Consider the following 18,026-nt stretch of genomic DNA (forward strand, 5'->3'; position numbering starts at 1 on the left):
ATCACTCTATAATAATTTCCTCAGCGTCCGGTTCATTTCTAAAAAAGGCCAGCTGCATAAACAGCGCGAGAACAATGGTTAGAATGGCTCCAATGAAATTCAGCCATAAATAACCCAGTTTTTCCTGACCGCTCGGGTAAATTGCAATCATAAAATAATAGATGATAAATATGGTAAGCTGACTGATTATAGCGCTATAAAACATGGCTTTGGCTTTCACGCGTCGGAGATAGAAGCCGACTAAAAAGATGCCTAGAACAGTTCCGTAGAAAATAGATCCAATAATGTTTACCAATTGAATTAAGTTTTCGAACAAAGTTCCCACGCAGGCAAAAAGTATCGCTACAATTCCCCAGAATAAGGTAAAAAACTTGGTTGCGTTCAAATAATGTTTATCTGATTTTTCAGTTTTCAGATTTCGTTTGTAAATATCAATGGCAGTCGTCGACGCTAAAGCATTTAACCCTGAAGCCGTTGAAGACATTGCTGCTGAAAGAATTACTGCTAAAAGAAGACCAATTAATCCTTTTGGCAGGTAATTGAGAATAAAATGAAAGAAGACGTAATCTTTATCATTAGTTTCACTGTTGCTGTCAGCCTTGGAAATGATTTCTTTGGCACGATCACGAAGGTCTTTTTCTTTATTGGACAAGGTAACCAGTTCTTTTCGTAAAATCGGATTGTCGAAATCCTGATTCAGCTGGTCGATGTATAATAAATTGATTACTTTTTTGTCTTCTGATAAAGTGCTTAGTTTTTTTTCTAAAGCATGGTATTCCTCTTTGTATGGTGATTTTTCAATGACAATTTTATTGTTGGGATTGAAATTTAACGGAACGGGATTGAACTGAAAAAAGACAAAAACCATAACTCCTGTCAGCAGAATAAAAAATTGCATTGGCACCTTTAAAATTCCGTTCATAATTAGTCCCATTTGACTTTCACGAACAGATTTTCCGGATAAATAACGACCAACCTGCGATTGATCGGTTCCGAAATAGGCAAGGGCGAGGAAAAAACCACCGGTGATTCCACTCCAGAAGGTATATTTTTCTTCCGGATCAAAAGAGAAATCGACAATATTCATTTTATCGTTGGCCCCGGCAATGTGCAATGCACTGGTAAAAGTCATATCGTTTGGCAGATAGTGCAGAATCAGGAAAAAAGTAATAAACATCCCCGACATGATCACAAACATTTGCTGTTTCTGAGTTACGTTTACCGCCTTTGTTCCACCGGAGAAGGTATAAATGATAACCAGAACCCCAATTATAATGTTCATTAGAGTTAAATTCCATCCCAAAAGAGCCGAGAGAATAATCGCCGGAGCATAAATGGTTAAACCGGTTCCTAAACCTCTCTGAACTAAAAATAAAATGGCAGCCAGGGAACGGGTTTTTAAATCGAATCTCTTTTCCAGAAACTCATAGGCGGTAAATACTTTATTTTTATGATAAAGAGGAATAAAAGTCACACAAATCACAATCATGGCAATTGGCAATCCAAAATAGAATTGTATGAAACCCATTCCGTCATGGTAAGCCTGTCCCGGAGTCGAAAGAAAAGTAATAGCACTGGCTTGTGTGGCCATAACAGATAGTCCGACGGTATACCAGGGAGTTTCGTTGTTTCCAAGAATAAAATCTTCGACGTTTTTACTTCCTTTGGTTTTCCAAGAGCCGTACCCAACGATGAATAAAAGAGTAACGATCAGTACGATCCAATCAAATAGCTGCATAGGTTATGAGTATAATTTCATGATTAAGAAAAAAATCAGAATGTAAATGGCGTTGGCTACTAAAACATAAGTGTAGCTTTTCTTCCATTTTTTTATTTTTTTAGTTTCCATATTGGGAATAGTTTATTTTTTTAATTCCTGTTTGGGAGCCTCTATGGGCTGTTTTAATGAAATCATATTCGACAACAATCGATAAGCTCCGGCAACACCTTCGGGCAGCTCTCTAAAGAAGCTTAAACCGGTGTAAATATAGTATCCTTTTCCGTAGGGCGCTACCAACAGAGCACCATTTTTAGCCGATTCTCCTTTGTCATGTGAAGAAAGAATAGGAGTAAAGGCAGGATCGTACTGATCAGGATAATACAAACCTTGTTCTTGTTTCCAGCCTTCAAAATCTTTAGCACTGATTTTGTTTGGTGTGTTTAGGATAGGGTGATTTGGAGCCAGAAAAGTGATTTTTGCATTTTCTTCAGTCACACGATCGTTTGATATTTTTAACGGGTAAGGAGCAATTTGATCAGTTACTGTTTGTCCGTACGTATTGTATTGTACGATCATGTTTTTACCGCTTTTGACAAAGTTGAAAAGGATGTTTTGTTTGTGTGCCAAAGCATTTATAGTGTTATAAGCCCGTACTCCTGTCATTACAACATTGAAGGAATCCAGTTTTTCGGGTGTGATTTCTTCCGGTTTAATAATACTGACTTTGTATCCCATTTGGGCTAAACTTTCCGGAACTTCATCACCGGCACCCATAATATAGGCTATCGAATCACCATTTGTTTTTAGCTCAATTCGGATGCATTTTGACTCAGCCGGTTTTAAAACCATTTGTTTGGTAATATGACTGTAATCGATAATGGTCTGATCTTTATCAAAACGTTTACCATCGACAACAGCAATACTTTTTGCAACAGCTTCTTCCGGATTTACGGGTGGCGTAACTTCAAAGTAAAAGATCTGCTCGTTTCCTTTTTTCTCTAAAGTAAAAGGAATATCTTTAGGAGAAACGCTCCAGCTTTTTGGTAATTCCAATTGCAGATTTCCTTTGATACCGTCTTTCCCTGCACGTACTTTTACCGGAACCAACTTGCTTTTCGTACTTCCAAAAATTAAAACCTTTTCAAGAACTGAGGTAGTAACTTCAGGAACGATGTCAAGGAAATTGTACATTTCGCCCTTTACACCGTCATTGTATTTGTAAATTACAGTGCGTTCGAACGGAATCTCGACACCATTTATTTTGACATTAAAAACAACTTTAACCTGTCTGATAATATCGGGAATACCAATGTTTTCCTGATTAGAAACCGTGTACATTCCTTCAGTTGCTTTTTCTTTTAACCAATAAGGCTGCGTGTATTCTAATGTATTGGGAAGCTGAATTTGGTAGCTTATTTTTTGATCGTTATTGTTTTTCAGCAGTATATTTTGTGGAGTATTTTTCTGATCCGGTAGTGAAGTCACACTGTTTAACTGCATTTCGATTGAAGATCTGTTAATGGCTTCCAAAGTAACTTTAATAGTGCTTCCCGGAGTGGCTTCCTGTTCAATTGCTGCAGCTTCCAGATACAATCCGGTACAGGAAGCGATGATATTTTTGATGGCGATTGATTTTACAGACTTCCAGTGATCGTCTTCCAGTGCCTCAATCATAGTATAAGCTTTAACCAGATCCGGAATACTGGCTGACGGATTGCTGAAATCATATTTGGAGATGATGGAAGAGATTAAATCTCCAACAGGTTTTCCGTTTTTAATACGGTTCCATGAAGTGTCAATTCCTTCAAATAAATTAGTTTTGTCTATCGGACGATCACCGTTGATGAGTTCTAAAAATTCGGTTTCGTCACCACGTGATCCGGTACTTCCAAAACCTTGTGATTGGTGACGGCTGCGGCTTAAAGCAGCAATTTCCTGATTTGATTTTCCAATTCCGGGATAGTAAACTCCGGTTTCCAATTGAATAAAGTTGGATTTGTTTGCCGCTTTAAATTTTTCCTGACTTCCGTAGAACCACCATGAGGTATTGAAAAACTGACGTTTAACCTGCCAGGGTTTTACATATTTTAGTTGTTCCGGGTATATTTTCGGATCATTGGTGAGTTTAAAGCTTTCCACACTTAGCATCGCCGATGATGTATGATGCCCGTGCGTAGTACCAGGTGAGCGGTGATCAAATCGGTTGATGATTACATCCGGCTGAAATTTTCGGATCGTCCAAATCATATCGGCCAGTACCTTATCTTTATTCCAGATTTCTAACGTTTCATCAGGGGTTTTAGAATAGCCAAAATCATTTGCACGGGAGAAAAACTGTTCACCACCATCAATTTTTCTGGCTTCGATTAGTTCTTGTGTTCTGATAACACCTAACAATTCGCGTAATTGCGGACCAATTAAATTTTGTCCACCATCACCGCGAGTTAAAGACAAATAACCTGTTCTGGCATTTACTTCATTGGCCATATAAGAAATTAAGCGGGTATTTTCGTCATCCGGATGCGCTGCGATGTATAAAACGGAACCTAAAAAGTTTAATTTTTTAATTTGGTTGTAAATTTCAACAGAACTTGGTTTTTGTGGTTGTTGTGCAAAAGAAAGGGTAATGCCTGATAAAAAAAAGAGAAGAATTTGTATCTGAATTTTTCGCATAATAAGGTTAGGTGTTTTTTGATAGCGTTTCAAAAATACTAATTAAATCATGGAAGAGTATTTAAATGAAATGTTAATGTTTGGTTATTGATTTGCTTTTTTAAGAAAATTGATTCAAAAAAAAAGCTGTCAGATCAAATCTGACAGCTTTATAGAAATTGATCTAATGTTTTAGATCATGTGGTATTTCTTAGGATTGCAGTAAATTATTTCAATTTATTTTCTGTGTCTTTATAGTTCCCTGTAATGGTAACATTACTGTTTTTGGTTACTTTTCCATAAATGGTAATAGAAGAGTTGTTTCCAATAAAGTTAATCTTAGCACCACTATTTAATAGTAAGTCTCCCCAAATTACTACAGTACCTTCAACTTGTAATATCGCATTGCTGTTAATAATAAGTTGTGTTGGGTTAGACTGACCGTATTTACCCTGAGACAATGTTCCTTTCATGTTGAAAGTTCCTCCACTGTTTAAGGTTAGATTATTTTGAACTGTAATTGAACCACAATGCGTTAATATAGCACCGGAATTAATAATAGCAGAGCTTATAGAGGTAGCACCGGAATACGATTTAACTTCATTTGAGTTCAGAATCAGATTTTGTCCCTGATTATAAGTACCGTATCCTGTACAGCCATCAAAAGTGGTGTTTGGTTTTTCCATCTTAATAATTTTCAAACCACCTTTTCCACTGGCTACATAGATAAAATTACCGCTTGATTTTACATAGTTTGACGAACCTAGTATATCAACAGTTCCCAGTAAACCAAGTTGAGCCCCAGTTTTGTAGACATTTAAACCTGCAGCACCATTGGCTACAAAGGCATAACCTTCATTAACAGAAAGAGCATTGGTAACATTCTCTTCACCGGCAACTGCTAATGGAATAGTCTGTAATTTTGAACCGCTATTGATGTCGTAAACACCTAAGCCTTTATAACCTTCTGATACTAATAATTTTGTACCATCAAAATCTATCGTTCTTTTTGAAGCCTTTACATCTGTTGATGTGGTAAAGCTTTTTTGTAATGCCAGTGTTGATTCGTTGTAAATATTTACTCCTTTTGTTCCGCTCAAAGTCACGACTTTATCTCCGCTGATCGCTACAGAACGTAAATCTTCTACGGCAACTTTTCCTGAGATTGCTTTAGAGGCAGCATTAATTTTAAAGAGACTTCCCTGATCTCCGGTTACTGCAAAGTAAGAGCCGGAATTCGAAGCAACATCAGTTGTTACGTAACCTTCAACATTAGTCGTAGTGTATTTATCCGTTAGCATACCTGAACTTAAAGGCATGTTAATGACAATTGCCGGGCTTTTTAGCGTAGAATTTTTATCGATATCGGCCGCTGCACCAATAATCAGACTTCCGTTTGAATAGGTAAGGGAGGTAATATCGGTATTGGCTATTAAGGCAGAAGTGATCAATTTAGGTTTATAAGGATCAGATACGTCAATAACATCAATAGCTCCTGAATATGCTTCACCACTCATGGTATAAGCAACGTAAGCATAGTTTCCGTTAACAGCTACATGGCTGGCCTGTAACGTTCTCCCGCTATTGTCTTTGGGTGGATTAACTTCTGCGATTTGAACCAATGGAAAATCGGTAGCCGAAGATGGAGCGCTATTGAACAGTTTACCTGTTGAAGCTGATGAACCGGTAATTGAAATTACTCCGGAATTGGTGTAATCAAGTCTCTTATTTAAAGCCGTAACATCGCTATTGATTTCGATGTTGTTATTTGTTGTCTGATCATTCGTTGCAGAGTCGTCATGATTCGTACAAAATGTAAAAAGGGACAACACGGATAATGAAAATAAATAAACACGCTTTTTCATATAATGTATATTTAGTGGTTTAAAATTTTGTGCAAAATTACAGTTTTAAACGTAATGTCTTGATATTCTTGTGTATAATTTAACTTTTTGAATTGTTTTGATTGATATTTTTATGTTTTCCTCGTTAAATTAACGTTTTAGTTATTTAGTATGCATGCATAAAAAAAGAGTATCATGATTTTGATACTCTTTTGTATTGAAAGTTAATGATTTAGCAAAAACTAGCCTCTTCTGCGACCGTAGTGACCATCATGATCGTCATCGTCATCGTCGTCGTCTCTATCATGTTTATGACGTTTCTCATAACGTTTTTTATCATAATGACGGTCGTCATAACCATATCTTGGTCTTGGCTTGTAACATCTTTGTGGAGCGCCATGGTATCCTCTGTAATACTTTACTTTGTGACGATCAAAGTAAACATAAGGAGTTCTGCCGTGATAGTCGTTCAAAACTACTTTATATCCTCCGTATAAATCATAGTTTCTGTATTGTCTTGGCAAGTAGGTTGCTCTAATCCATCTTCCTCCTCCAAAATAGAGAAACTGTGAAGCTCTAACATCATAGTATGCTTCGATGTCGGGTAGATAATAATACTCCATTTCTTCGTATCCTGCCGGTCCCCAAGCCGGAGGTGTTCCTATGTTAACGTTTATAGATACCTGCGCTTGCGTGGCATTTGCAACCAGGAGAAAAAGTCCTGCAATTGCTAATTTTATTGTTTTCATTTTTTTTAATTTAAAGTTAAGGTTGATCCTGTTTTGTGATATTCATATACTGTGCCAAAAATTAAAGCACAATGCAGTTCATCGGACAAATGATGCATTTTGACGACTTTTTAAAAATGAATTTTATTTTAAAGTATTGAATACTAGTTGTTTTTGTAGTATGGATTTTTTTTTGAAAAAAGTAGAGAAAATAGATTTTTTACTATTTGTACTCTACAATTCTTGGCTTAGCCAGTTCAAAGCTTTGTAAGCCAAAATCAGAGGTCTGAAAAGTGTTGGTTTTAAAAACATTATCTCCCTGAAAAGGAATAGTAGGGTAGTAGGACAGTGAAATCTGGAAGGAACTGAATACTAAGTAGTCATTATTTATCGACAAACCTAAGGTTATTTTTTGGTAAGCTTTATTTCTTCCAACAGCATCATTTGGGGCTCCTAATACTGCCAGTCCGTAATTAAAGAATGGATTGATACGAAATCCTAGTAGGGCATAAGGGGAATAAGTTTGCGTTTGAAGTGACAGAACCACCTTATTTGTTCCATAGATCGCAGTATTAAATCCAGCCAAACCATTTTGCTCATTAATATTAAGCTGATCTCCAATGATATTTTCCCGATTAGCACCAATAACGATGAATGGGTTTACAAATTGGCGGAGTTTCCAGTTTCCGATAGTGAATAGTTTCGTAAAATAATTAGATTCAAATGAGAAGGCCGTTTGATAGGTTTTCGAATCATGAAAAAAAGTACCGGCTTCCAGATTGGTACTAAAAAATCCCCAGCGGTAGTAATTTCCAAAAGAGAACTGCGCTCCCGCATAAGGACGCCATTGTTTGTTTTTGTATTGATAGCCCAGAGTAATTCCGTATATTTTCCCAATGGGAACATCCTCTGTCTGACCATTTCTAAAAATATAATTGTCTTTTATAAATTTACGTCGGTTCAAACCAATTCCGCTTAAAATCAGTTTTTCATCAGAGTAAAAACGAGTGGGGTCGTAGAGTTCAGAAGGAGTTTGACTATAATTAACGTTCAGAAAACGTGCAGTTGCCACCAGGTTGGTGATACCGTCTTCATCTTGAGTTACTTTACTGGCATGTCCTGCCCAAAAATCATGAAAATTATTTTTAAAGGGTTGAAATGCATACGATTTATCAGGCGCCTGCAAAGAGTCTTTTTTGTAGTTCTGTCCCACATATAAACCGCCGGCCCATCGGGTCAAAGGAGAATAGAAAAGTCGCTCAATGTTGATACTTTTCGTATAGTTGTTATCAATATCGATCTTGTAATATAAAGTGGTTCCTATATAAGTATTTTTAATATTGGGAATGTTGTAGCTTACTTCGTTGGCAGTACGGCCATCTTTAAATCGGTTGGTATGTTTGTAGTCCAATTGCTGTCCCGTTCCGAAAAAGTCTTTTTCTTTAATACCAAAAGACACCTGATTACCCGAGATCGCAAATCTGGGAATCGTACTCCAAGAGTCCAGAACCCTAATCGTTACGTCAACTGAATCTGAAGCTACTCCGGTTATCTTATTTGTTATTCTTACAGCTGTAACATATCGTTGCGATCGTATCAAACGCTCAGATTCCTGTACTTTATAAGTGTCGTAGGGGGTGTTTTTTTTAAAGAGCAGCAGATTATAAATGGCTATTTTTTTTGTTTTTAAATGCAGCCTGTTTCCCGTTCTTTCTCCCCAGTTTTTGGGCATCTTAGTGGTGTCTGTAACCGAATGCCCAAACGGATCAAGTGTTATAATATTGATGTTCCGAATGATTTTACCACTAAAATCGGTGGTGTCATTTTGTACTAAAACTTCTTTTTTTTGTGTATTGTCTCCCCTGAAGAATAGTTTGTGCAGGGTTTGAGTAAATTTATTTTTTTTCGAATAGTTTCTAATTTTCTGATAAACTTCGCTGCTGTCTTTTTTAGTTTTTGCGTCTTTCTTTGGTGGATTAACCTGTGCATAAGCGCCTTGTAAGCAAAAGCATAATAGAATAAAAACGACTATTTTTTTGTTTGCAGACATTATATAACTTTTTATAAGCTTAAAGGTTCATTTCGACATGAATATAAGCAATTATTATCACTCTTTATAAAATTAGATTCGTATTTCGTTACTGATAATTTTGTTTATGGCGTTTCCCTACGGGCCGGGCTGTACGCTAAATCTTTTGCAACAGAAGAATTTGGGAGATGCAAAAAAGGTTTGGGTATTGCAAAAGGATATCGCTGCCATCCCTAACGCTTTAAGGGAAAGAGGTATTTTGTTCAATAAAATCGTATAAGATTCCAGAACTTATCTTAATCAAAAAACTCCTTTTCTTCGTATTGGACAGGCATTATAGAAATTCCTTTTTGTAGCAGTAAATTATTGGGAAAAATAATCTTTTCGCCGTCTTTTGTTTTTAAGTTCACATGAAAGGCGCTTATATCCTCAATTTCTGCTTCGATTGGAAAGTCTTTATCATGAATTTTGATGGTATCTCCAATTCGGAAAGGAAAAGAAAAAAACAAAATCATTCCCGAAGTTATATTGCTCAAAATAGACCATTGGGCAAACATAGCCACTCCAATTACAGTAGCAATGGAAGAAACTGTTATAAAAATATCTTTGGTCTCAACGCCCCAAATTATAATCAGGCTAATCATAACCAGTATGTTCATGAGCAAGTGAATGTACTTGATCACTAAATTGGTACGATGCTCTAGTAACTGACTTGTGCTGGCATAACGACGAATTAGTTTCGCAACAATAATGCGCAACGCTATCAGAACGAGAATCAGAATTATGGTCGTTAAGATCTCCTGGCTATATTCTTTGAAAGAAAACATAAATAAATTTTTACACTAAAGTACTCAAATATTCATAAACTTTGGCTGTTGGCAACCCCATAACATTGGTGTAAGAACCTTCTACTTTTGCAACTGCCATAAAACCAAACCATTCCTGAATGCCATAAGCCCCGGCTTTGTCATACGGTTTGTAATTTTCGATGTAATACAAAATAGCCTCGTCTGATAAATCATTAAAGGTAACTTTTGTAATATCATTCAAAAGAATAGAAGAGCTGTTTGTCTTAAAACAAACTGAGGTGATCACTTCATGAGTAGTGTTGGATAATGACTTGATCATAGTAAAGGCTTCTTCAGCATTTTTTGGCTTGCCTAGTGCTTTATTCTCATGCCAAACTATGGTGTCACTGGTCACCAGGATTTCATTTTCATTCAGTTCACCTTCAAATGCACTGGCCTTTAACGCTGCCAGATAATCTGTGATTTCGACTGCTTTTAATTCCGGTGGATAGATTTCTTCAATGTCTTTTAACCTAATTTTGAAGTCAAGATCCAGGTCTTTAAAAAACTGCTGTCTGCGAGGCGATCCCGAAGCCAGAATTAACGTATATTTTTTTAGTTTTTCTTTAAGCATTGTACTTGATATTTAAGGTGATAACGAGAATGGATAAAATCCCGAAGAATAAAATTAGTTTCAAAACGGTACTTAAATGGTGGAATTCTTTTTGATTTTTCGCTCCAAATATTTTTACAATAAAATACAGTAAGGGAGCCAGAACAAATGCAAATGCATAAAATGTAGCGATAAAAAGATTGTTCTCAACAAAATAGGTTTTGATATAAAGTAAACAAGAAATAAAAGGAATTATTGCAAGTCCCAAGGCTATTTTTGCGGTTCTGCTAATTCCAATAGCGATCGGCAATGTGTTCATTCCCTGATTGTAGTCACCATTATGATCCTCAATGTCTTTGACGATTTCCCGAATAAAATTAATCATAAAAGCAAATATTGCATAATCGGTTAAGATGGAGAAGAAACTCGCCATTTGTGCCTGATTTTCAGAATTGGTAGCCGGAAAAAGGTCGAAAATTCCAATAATCCATACGCTTACAGAAAGTAATAAGGCCACAACAAAATTTCCCAGAATCATAATTTGTTTTAATGTCGTCGCGTAAAAGTAAAGCAGCGAGGCGATTAAAATAAAAAGCGAGGCAAACATAGGTCTAAGGATGATATTTGACAAAAGGAATCCAATAGCAACCCCTGTAATATTAAGTCCGATATAAATGTTATAGGCCGTTGTTTCAGAAATTCCTTTACCAATTACAACATCAGCAGGTTTATTGATACTATCCGTTGCAACATCATAGATATTATTAATTACATAACCAGCTGCCGCCAGTAAAACGGTACTTAAAACCAATAATCCGTATTGCCAATCCGCTAAAGCTAAAGGAATATTTTGCTGTTTTAGAAAGGCATAACGAAATAATACCTGCATAAAAGCTAGCATGAGCAGGTTTTTGTAGCGAATGAGTTTGAGGAATTTCATTTTTATTTGAGGTACTAAGGTTCTGAGGGGCTGAGGGGCTAAGTTTTATGTTATTTGTAAAATGTGAGATGTGATCGTGCAATCTAAAATTTACAATCTAAAATCATTAATCGTGTTTTCCGTTAAAATGTTCCATCCATTTCCCCTGAACTTTCATTACTTGTTCGATTACGTCACGTGCAGCACCTTTTCCGCCATTTACGTGCGAGATATAACGGCAAATGTTTTTAATTTCCGGACTTGCATCTTGAGGACAAGTTGGTAAACCTACTAATTTCATCACATGATAATCCGGGATATCATCACCCATATATAAAACCTGTTCCGGTTGAATGTTATAAGTCTTTGTATATTCTGCAAAAGTTGCTACTTTATCGGGAGTTCCTAAATGAATGTCATTAATTCCTAAATTACGCAAACGTACACGGACACCTTCATTGCTTCCGCCGGAAATAATGCAAACATTGTAACCGCTTTCAACTGCTGCTTTCATCGCATAACCATCACGAATATTCATGGTACGAAGAATCTCTCCTTCATTGGTTACAAAAACAGAACTGTCGGTAAGCACACCATCAACATCAAAAACGAAAGTGGTGATGTCATTCATTATTTCTTTATAATTTTTTGCCATTATTTTGTATAGATTGTGTTAGTATTTTATAAATATTCTTTTGATTTTCATGGTTTAAATACTCCAAATGCGCTTCAATTGTAGTAGAATCTTTGCGTTTTGCAGGTCCGGTTTGAACGTCAATTGGATCTAGTGTATTTATTTTTTGAGCCGTTTCCTGAATTAAAGGTTTCAAAACGTCAAATGGTACCTGATGTTCTTTGCAGATCTCCTGTCCGATTTGATACAGATGATTGGTGAAATTATTCACAAAAACCGCTGCAACATGCAGAGCCTTTCTTTGATCAGAATTGATTGGGTAAACCGACTGCGAAATGCTTTTGGCAACTTTTTCCAAAACACGAAAATCAAAGGTATTTTCAGCCTCCAGACAAACCGGAATTGCTGAAAAGTCAATGGTGGCATTTTTAGAAAAGGTTTGAAGCGGATAAAAAACACCTCTACGATTCTTAATGTCTAAAGTCTCAATAGGAGCCGCTCCTGAAGTATGAACGACAAGACGATTTTGAAATGGTAACTGCTTTGAAACATCGGAAATCGCATTGTCAGAAACTGCGATAATATAGAGATCAGCTTCTAGCAAAGAGTCAAAACTATCTGTAATTTTTTCAAAACTTACCAATGAAGCAAGAACTTCCTTTTTTCTCGAAAATACCTGCACAATTTCGACCGTTTCACTTTTAGAGAAAGCTTTGATCAAATGCTGGGCAACATTTCCGGAACCAATTATTGTAATTCGAATCATAGCGCAAAATTAGTATTATTTTTTTTAAACCTTAGCTTTTAATTTAAGACTATAAATCGATTTAAGGTTTGGAATGATAGATTGAAAAAGCTCCGATTGTAAATAAAAAGTTACTAAAGTTTGTTATGATTTAATATACATTTGCAGGCCGGATAGAATTAATTATTAAAACTAAAACGTTAAAATGAAAAAAAGAATTATTTGTATTGCTTCATTACTAATTACTGCAATTGGATTTTCCCAACAAATCGGTAATGGATATGCACCTGCAACCAATGATTATACAATTCCTTTACTTTCTGGACTCTATAGTGGTGTGAACACAATTGGAGGTATTCCTGATCTTAGTCATAATTGGAATCATTTATTTGTGATTCGGCATGGCAATGAAAACAATAATAATCAATTGCAAATAGCCTCTTCGTATGTAGAAAATGACAGGTTATTTTTTAGAAAAATTAATGGTTCGGATTTGTCTTCAAGAAACCCTGCATGGTTTGAATTCGCAACACGAGGAGCTAATGTTTTTACAGGAGAACAGGTTGTTAATGGTGGGATTGTAGGCTCTGCTTCAGGAGAGTTGGGCGGGTATTTAAGTTTAATAAACTATTCAAAAGGTTCTCCCTCAACGGCTCTGAGATGGACTATTTATAACATGACAGGCTCTTATGGAAACAGTTTGCAATTTTGGGCATATGATAATTTAGGTTGTGGATCTGGTTTATGCAATAATCGATTCACCATAATGGATAATGGTAATGTTGGTATTGGAACAGCAACTCCTCAAAACAAATTAGATGTAAACGGTACCATTCGCTCCAAAGAAGTAAAAGTAACTTTGGAAGGCTGGTCTGATTTTGTCTTTAAAAAAGAGTATGATTTGCCCACACTTGCAGAAGTTGAAAAACACATCAAAGAAAAAGGACATTTAGAAGATATTCCTAGCGAGAAAGAAGTTTTGGAAAACGGTATTAATCTTGGGGAAATGAATGCCAAACTTTTACAGAAGATAGAAGAGTTGACGCTTTACATGATTGACATAAAGAAAGAGAATGACCAAATGAAGATTAAACAACTGAAATTTGAAAAAACAATTAATGAACTCAGAAAAAAAACTAAATAATGAAAAAATCTCTTTTTGCTTTTTTATGCTTGATTTTAGTAGCTAAAATTAGCGCACAGAACACAGATTTTAATAATGTTTCAATAGGTACAGATGGTCCGGCTTATGGAGTAAAAATAAAAGCAAATTTCCCTAATGTTACCGCTGGATGGGCGAGGAGTTTTTCTGTGGTGAATGAAAATGACAGTAATAATTATATCGTTTTTGGGTCATTTGGAGGAACAACTAATGGAGTTTCAACTCTTTCTTATAGTTTTATAGGTAAAGATTGGGACAAAACATATTTGACTTTTTTACCTAATGGTAATGTTGGTATTGGAACAACAACTCCTCAAAACAAATTAGATGTAAATGGTACCATTCGCTCCAAAGAAGTAAAAGTAACTTTGGAAGGCTGGTCAGATTTTGTCTTTAAAAAAGAGTATGATTTGCCTACACTTGCAGAAGTTGAAAAACACATCAAAGAAAAAGGACATTTAGAAAATATTCCTAGTGAGAAAGAAGTTTTGGAAAACGGGATCAATCTGGGGGAAATGAATGCGAAGCTTTTGCAGAAAATTGAAGAGTTGACCTTGTATTCCATTCAACAGTCAAAGGAGATTGAGGTACTTAAGGAAGAGAATAAATCTTTTAAAACCCTAGCGGAACGGCTTTCTAAAATTGAACAAAAAATAAAATAAAGTTTAGCTACAGATTATAGTGATTGCAATGATTCTGTTGATTTATTTAAAAAGTACTGCTCTAAATGAAGTTTGCTAAACGAATAAATCCTTTTTTAATCCCGTAATCTGTGGCATAAAAAAACAGATTCGTAAACTAGATTATGAATTTGTAAAATTAAGCGTACAGTTTTTAAAAGAATGATTTGATTTACTAATTTATATTTGGTTTTTATTAACAAATTACAGCCGTTGCAAATCAACATTTTTAAGTATTTTTGTGCCACTTTTATACAATGTAATTCCTTAAAAATGGATAAAAAAATATTCTCTTTTTTGTTTTCTACACGATTAATGGCCGTTCTTTTTTTAACATTCGCAATTGCAATGGGTGTTGGAACTTTTATCGAAAGTAAGTACAACACAGATACAGCCCGAATTTTAATCTATAACACCTGGTGGTTTGAGGCGATAATGGTCTTCTTTTTGATCAATTTCTTTGGAAACATCAAACGTTACCAATTGCATAAAAAAGAAAAATGGGCCACTTTATTACTTCACCTTGCCTTTATTTTTATTCTTTTAGGAGCTTTTATTACAAGATATATTAGTTATGAAGGAATGATGCCTATCCGTGAAGGGGCTGCTGAGAATCAGGTTTACTCTGATAAAACATTTTTAACTGTTTTTGCAGATGGCGAATATAAAGGAGAAATGAAACGCAGAGTTTTTGACAAAAGCTTATTGTTTTCACCCGTAACCAATAATGATTTTACGCTTTCCGGAAAATTCGATGAGACTCCTTTTGAAGTGTCATACGTGAATTACATCATGGGAGCTAAAGAAACTATAAAACCAGATCCTACTGGAACGTTATACCTTAAAATGGTGGAAGCCGGTTCTGGCGGACGTGAAGAGCATTACCTGAAAGAGGGTGAAGTACAAAACATTCACAACGTATTATTTGCGTTGAACAAACCAACAGCTGGTGCGATCAACATCAATACTACAGGAGATAAATATACGATTCAGACCCCTTTTGAAGGAGAGTTCATGCGAATGGCCGATCAGTTAAAAGGTAAGGTAAGCAAAGATAATGTACAGCCTTTAATGATGCGTTCTTTGTATAGCATTGGTGATATCAGAATTGTATTTCCTGATCCTGCCGTTAAAGGAGTTGTAGATTATGAGTCGAATAACGATTACAAAGCAAAATCACATCATGATGCTTTGATTGTAAAAATTAAAGCTGACGGACAGGAAAAACAAGTTAGACTTTTGGGATCTAAAGGAAGTGTAGGGGAGCCTCAGACGGTTAAAATTGGAAAAATCGAATACAGTTTGTTCTACGGAAGTAAAGCGTATGTTTTGCCTTTCAAAATAAAATTAAACGATTTTATCGCTACAAAATATCCGGGAACAGAAAAAAGCTATTCTTCTTTTGAAAGTAAAGTAACCGTTCAGGATTCAACAGAAACATTTAATGCTGATATTTATATGAACCACGTTTTAGATCACAAAGGATATCGATTCTTTCAATCTTCATTTGATCCGGACGAAAAAGGAACAGTATTGTCTGTAAATCACGATTTCTGGGGAACTAATATTACTTATTTAGGATATTTTCTTTTATACATAGGCTTAATGGCTATTATGTTTACCAAACATTCCCGTTTTGGCGATTTGAAACGCAAACTAGAAGGCGTAAAAAAGAAAAAAGAAAAACTAATTACCATTTTAGTTTTAATGATTGGTTTAAGTGGTTTTGCTCAAGCTCCGCATGTGCACACACCGGGTCACAAGCACGATCACAACACAGATCCAAACGATCATGCCAATCATGTTACTGCACCGCCAAGTCAGAAACAGTTAGATTCTTTATTGACCATTTACAAAGCTCCCGAAGCGCATGCCGCTAAATTTGGACGTTTGATCATTCAGGATGCGGGTGGTAGAATGAAACCTGTGAATACTTTTTCATCTGAATTGCTTAGAAAAGTAAGTCAGAGCGATACGTACAACGGAATGAATTCTGATCAGGTATTCCTGTCTATGACACAGTATGCTCAGGTTTGGATACAAATTCCTTTGATTCATCTAAGAGCCGGAAACGACAGTATTCGTAAAATTATTGGAGTAGAGAAAGAGGCTAAACGTGCTGCGTTTGTACAATTTTTTGATGCTAACGGAAATTATAAACTTTCACCATTTTTAGATGCAGCCTATAAAGCAGCAAACCCAAATCAGTTTGAGAAAGATTTTATAGATACCGATAAAAGAGTGAATCTGATGGAATCTGCTTTAAGTGGTAGTATTCTGAAAATATTCCCTATTCCGAATGATCCAAATCACAAATGGGTTTCGTATCTGGAAAGACAACAGGGAGGATTTAAAGGAATGGATTCGACTTATGTGACGCAAATTCTGCCAATGTATTTTAGTGCATTAAACAATGGCTCAATTTCTAAAAACTTTACAACAGCCGATCAGTTGGTGGAGAGTATTAATGGTTTCCAAAAGAAATTTGGTGCTAAAGTAAGACCAAGCGAGGAGAAAATTGATGCCGAAATAACCTATAACAAATACGATATTTTCAAAAAATTACCGTACTGGTATCTTACCGTTTCCGTCCTGATGTTGATGTTCACTATTGTAAATATCTTTTTGGAGAAGAAATGGCTTCGCGTAACGATCAACGGTTTTCATATTCTGGTAGGAGTATTGTTTGCACTGCACACTTTAGGACTTATTGCACGCTGGTACATCTCGGGTCACGCTCCATGGAGTAATGCTTACGAGTCTATTATATACGTAGCCTGGGCAACAATGTTCTTCGGATTGGCTTTTGACAGAAAATCGAAACTTACTGTAGCTTCATCTGCTTTTGTAACTGCAATGATCGTAATGGCAGCTTATATGAACTGGATTGATCCTGAAATTGCAAACTTGCAACCGGTATTGAACTCGTATTGGTTGATGATCCACGTAGCAGTAATTGTAGGAAGTTATGGTCCTTTTGCCTTAGGAATGATTTTAGGTTTTGTAGCCTTGGTATTGATTTTCTTTACCAATGAAAAGAACAAAGCTAAAATGGATTTAAATATCAAAGAGATCACTTATATTAATGAGATGTCCATTACAATTGGTTTAATCATGTTAACGATTGGTAACTTCCTGGGCGGACAATGGGCGAACGAAAGTTGGGGACGTTACTGGGGATGGGACCCGAAAGAAACATGGGCTTTAATCTCGATTATGGTATATGCTTTTGTAATTCACGCTCGTTTTGTACCGGCACTTAGAGGAAAGTGGTTCTTTAATTTAATGAGCATGTTCGCTTTTGTGTCAATATTGTTCACGTATTATGGAGTAAACTTCCACTTAGTAGGTTTACACTCGTATGCCACAGGAGAAGCACATTCGTTAAGCTGGATTTGGTATTCGTTAGGAACCATTTCGGTTATTGGAGCTTTAACGTATCCGAAATACCGTAAATACTATAAAAGCAAGAAAAAATAGTAAATAGTATAATAAATAAAAAAAGATTCAGC

14 protein-coding genes are annotated in these 18,026 nt (G+C 35.9%); 4 read left to right on the forward strand and 10 right to left on the reverse strand.

Translation table 11 applies throughout. The features are described from left to right. Window position 1 precedes the first annotated feature (1 nt). From B0A80_RS00315 to B0A80_RS00335, 5 genes are all read right to left on the reverse strand, one after another. A complete protein-coding gene (locus B0A80_RS00315) occupies window positions 2-1,738 on the reverse strand; it encodes a sodium:solute symporter (RefSeq protein ID WP_089076025.1) in 1,737 nt (578 codons plus the stop codon). A 123-nt stretch (window positions 1,739-1,861) separates the two neighbouring features. Continuing rightward, entirely contained in the window at window positions 1,862-4,393 is a 2,532-nt protein-coding gene (locus B0A80_RS00320; RefSeq protein ID WP_089076026.1) for a PIG-L family deacetylase, read from the reverse strand. Window positions 4,394-4,599: 206 nt separating this feature from the next. After that, complete coding sequence (locus B0A80_RS00325; protein ID WP_089076027.1) at window positions 4,600-6,237, reverse strand: LVIVD repeat-containing protein; 1,638 nt, start codon at window positions 6,235-6,237, stop codon at window positions 4,600-4,602. Between the two features lie 221 nt (window positions 6,238-6,458). After that, window positions 6,459-6,965: a hypothetical protein gene (locus B0A80_RS00330; protein WP_089076028.1), complete on the reverse strand. Its 507-nt coding sequence runs from the start codon at window positions 6,963-6,965 to the stop codon at window positions 6,459-6,461. Window positions 6,966-7,167: 202 nt separating this feature from the next. After that, window positions 7,168-8,994 (reverse strand): BamA/TamA family outer membrane protein, encoded by a 1,827-nt coding sequence (locus B0A80_RS00335; protein WP_089076029.1) that lies wholly within the window; start codon window positions 8,992-8,994, stop codon window positions 7,168-7,170. A gap of 106 nt (window positions 8,995-9,100) precedes the next feature. On the opposite strand from B0A80_RS00335, the gene B0A80_RS20735 reads away from it, so the two are divergent. Next, window positions 9,101-9,253 (forward strand): hypothetical protein, encoded by a 153-nt coding sequence (locus B0A80_RS20735; RefSeq protein WP_165769201.1) that lies wholly within the window; start codon window positions 9,101-9,103, stop codon window positions 9,251-9,253. Window positions 9,254-9,269: 16 nt separating this feature from the next. Here B0A80_RS20735 and B0A80_RS00340 read toward each other — a convergent pair whose 3' ends face one another. The 5 genes from B0A80_RS00340 to B0A80_RS00360 all read right to left on the reverse strand — a co-directional run bounded on the left by B0A80_RS00340 (window position 9,270) and on the right by B0A80_RS00360 (window position 12,693). Next, the gene (locus B0A80_RS00340; RefSeq protein WP_017498580.1) at window positions 9,270-9,800 is read right to left on the reverse strand and encodes a mechanosensitive ion channel domain-containing protein; all 531 of its coding nucleotides are present in this window, start codon (window positions 9,798-9,800) and stop codon (window positions 9,270-9,272) included. A 10-nt stretch (window positions 9,801-9,810) separates the two neighbouring features. Further along, window positions 9,811-10,395, reverse strand: coding sequence for a Maf-like protein (locus B0A80_RS00345; protein ID WP_089076030.1), 585 nt, complete (start codon window positions 10,393-10,395; stop codon window positions 9,811-9,813). Further along, the gene (locus B0A80_RS00350; protein WP_081603552.1) at window positions 10,388-11,314 is read right to left on the reverse strand and encodes a geranylgeranylglycerol-phosphate geranylgeranyltransferase; all 927 of its coding nucleotides are present in this window, start codon (window positions 11,312-11,314) and stop codon (window positions 10,388-10,390) included. The genes B0A80_RS00345 and B0A80_RS00350 overlap by 8 nt, the downstream gene beginning before the upstream one ends. Window positions 11,315-11,420: 106 nt before the next feature. Then, window positions 11,421-11,948, reverse strand: a complete 528-nt coding sequence (locus B0A80_RS00355; protein ID WP_089076031.1) for a KdsC family phosphatase — start codon at window positions 11,946-11,948, stop codon at window positions 11,421-11,423. Further along, complete coding sequence (locus B0A80_RS00360) at window positions 11,932-12,693, reverse strand: Rossmann-like and DUF2520 domain-containing protein (RefSeq protein ID WP_089076032.1); 762 nt, start codon at window positions 12,691-12,693, stop codon at window positions 11,932-11,934. The genes B0A80_RS00355 and B0A80_RS00360 overlap by 17 nt, the downstream gene beginning before the upstream one ends. A 184-nt stretch (window positions 12,694-12,877) precedes the next feature. On the opposite strand from B0A80_RS00360, the gene B0A80_RS00365 reads away from it, so the two are divergent. The 3 genes from B0A80_RS00365 (at window position 12,878) to ccsA (ending at window position 17,994) form a co-directional block, all read left to right on the forward strand. Further along, a complete protein-coding gene (locus tag B0A80_RS00365) occupies window positions 12,878-13,816 on the forward strand; it encodes a hypothetical protein (protein ID WP_089076033.1) in 939 nt (312 codons plus the stop codon). Next, window positions 13,816-14,496 (forward strand): hypothetical protein, encoded by a 681-nt coding sequence (locus B0A80_RS00370; protein ID WP_089076034.1) that lies wholly within the window; start codon window positions 13,816-13,818, stop codon window positions 14,494-14,496. Before B0A80_RS00365 ends, B0A80_RS00370 begins: the two co-directional genes overlap by 1 nt. A 291-nt stretch (window positions 14,497-14,787) precedes the next feature. Beyond that, entirely contained in the window at window positions 14,788-17,994 is a 3,207-nt protein-coding gene (gene ccsA, locus B0A80_RS00375; RefSeq protein ID WP_089076035.1) for a cytochrome c biogenesis protein CcsA, read from the forward strand. Window positions 17,995-18,026 lie beyond the last annotated feature (32 nt).

Source organism: Flavobacterium tructae (assembly GCF_002217475.1).
GTDB lineage: Bacteria > Bacteroidota > Bacteroidia > Flavobacteriales > Flavobacteriaceae > Flavobacterium > Flavobacterium tructae.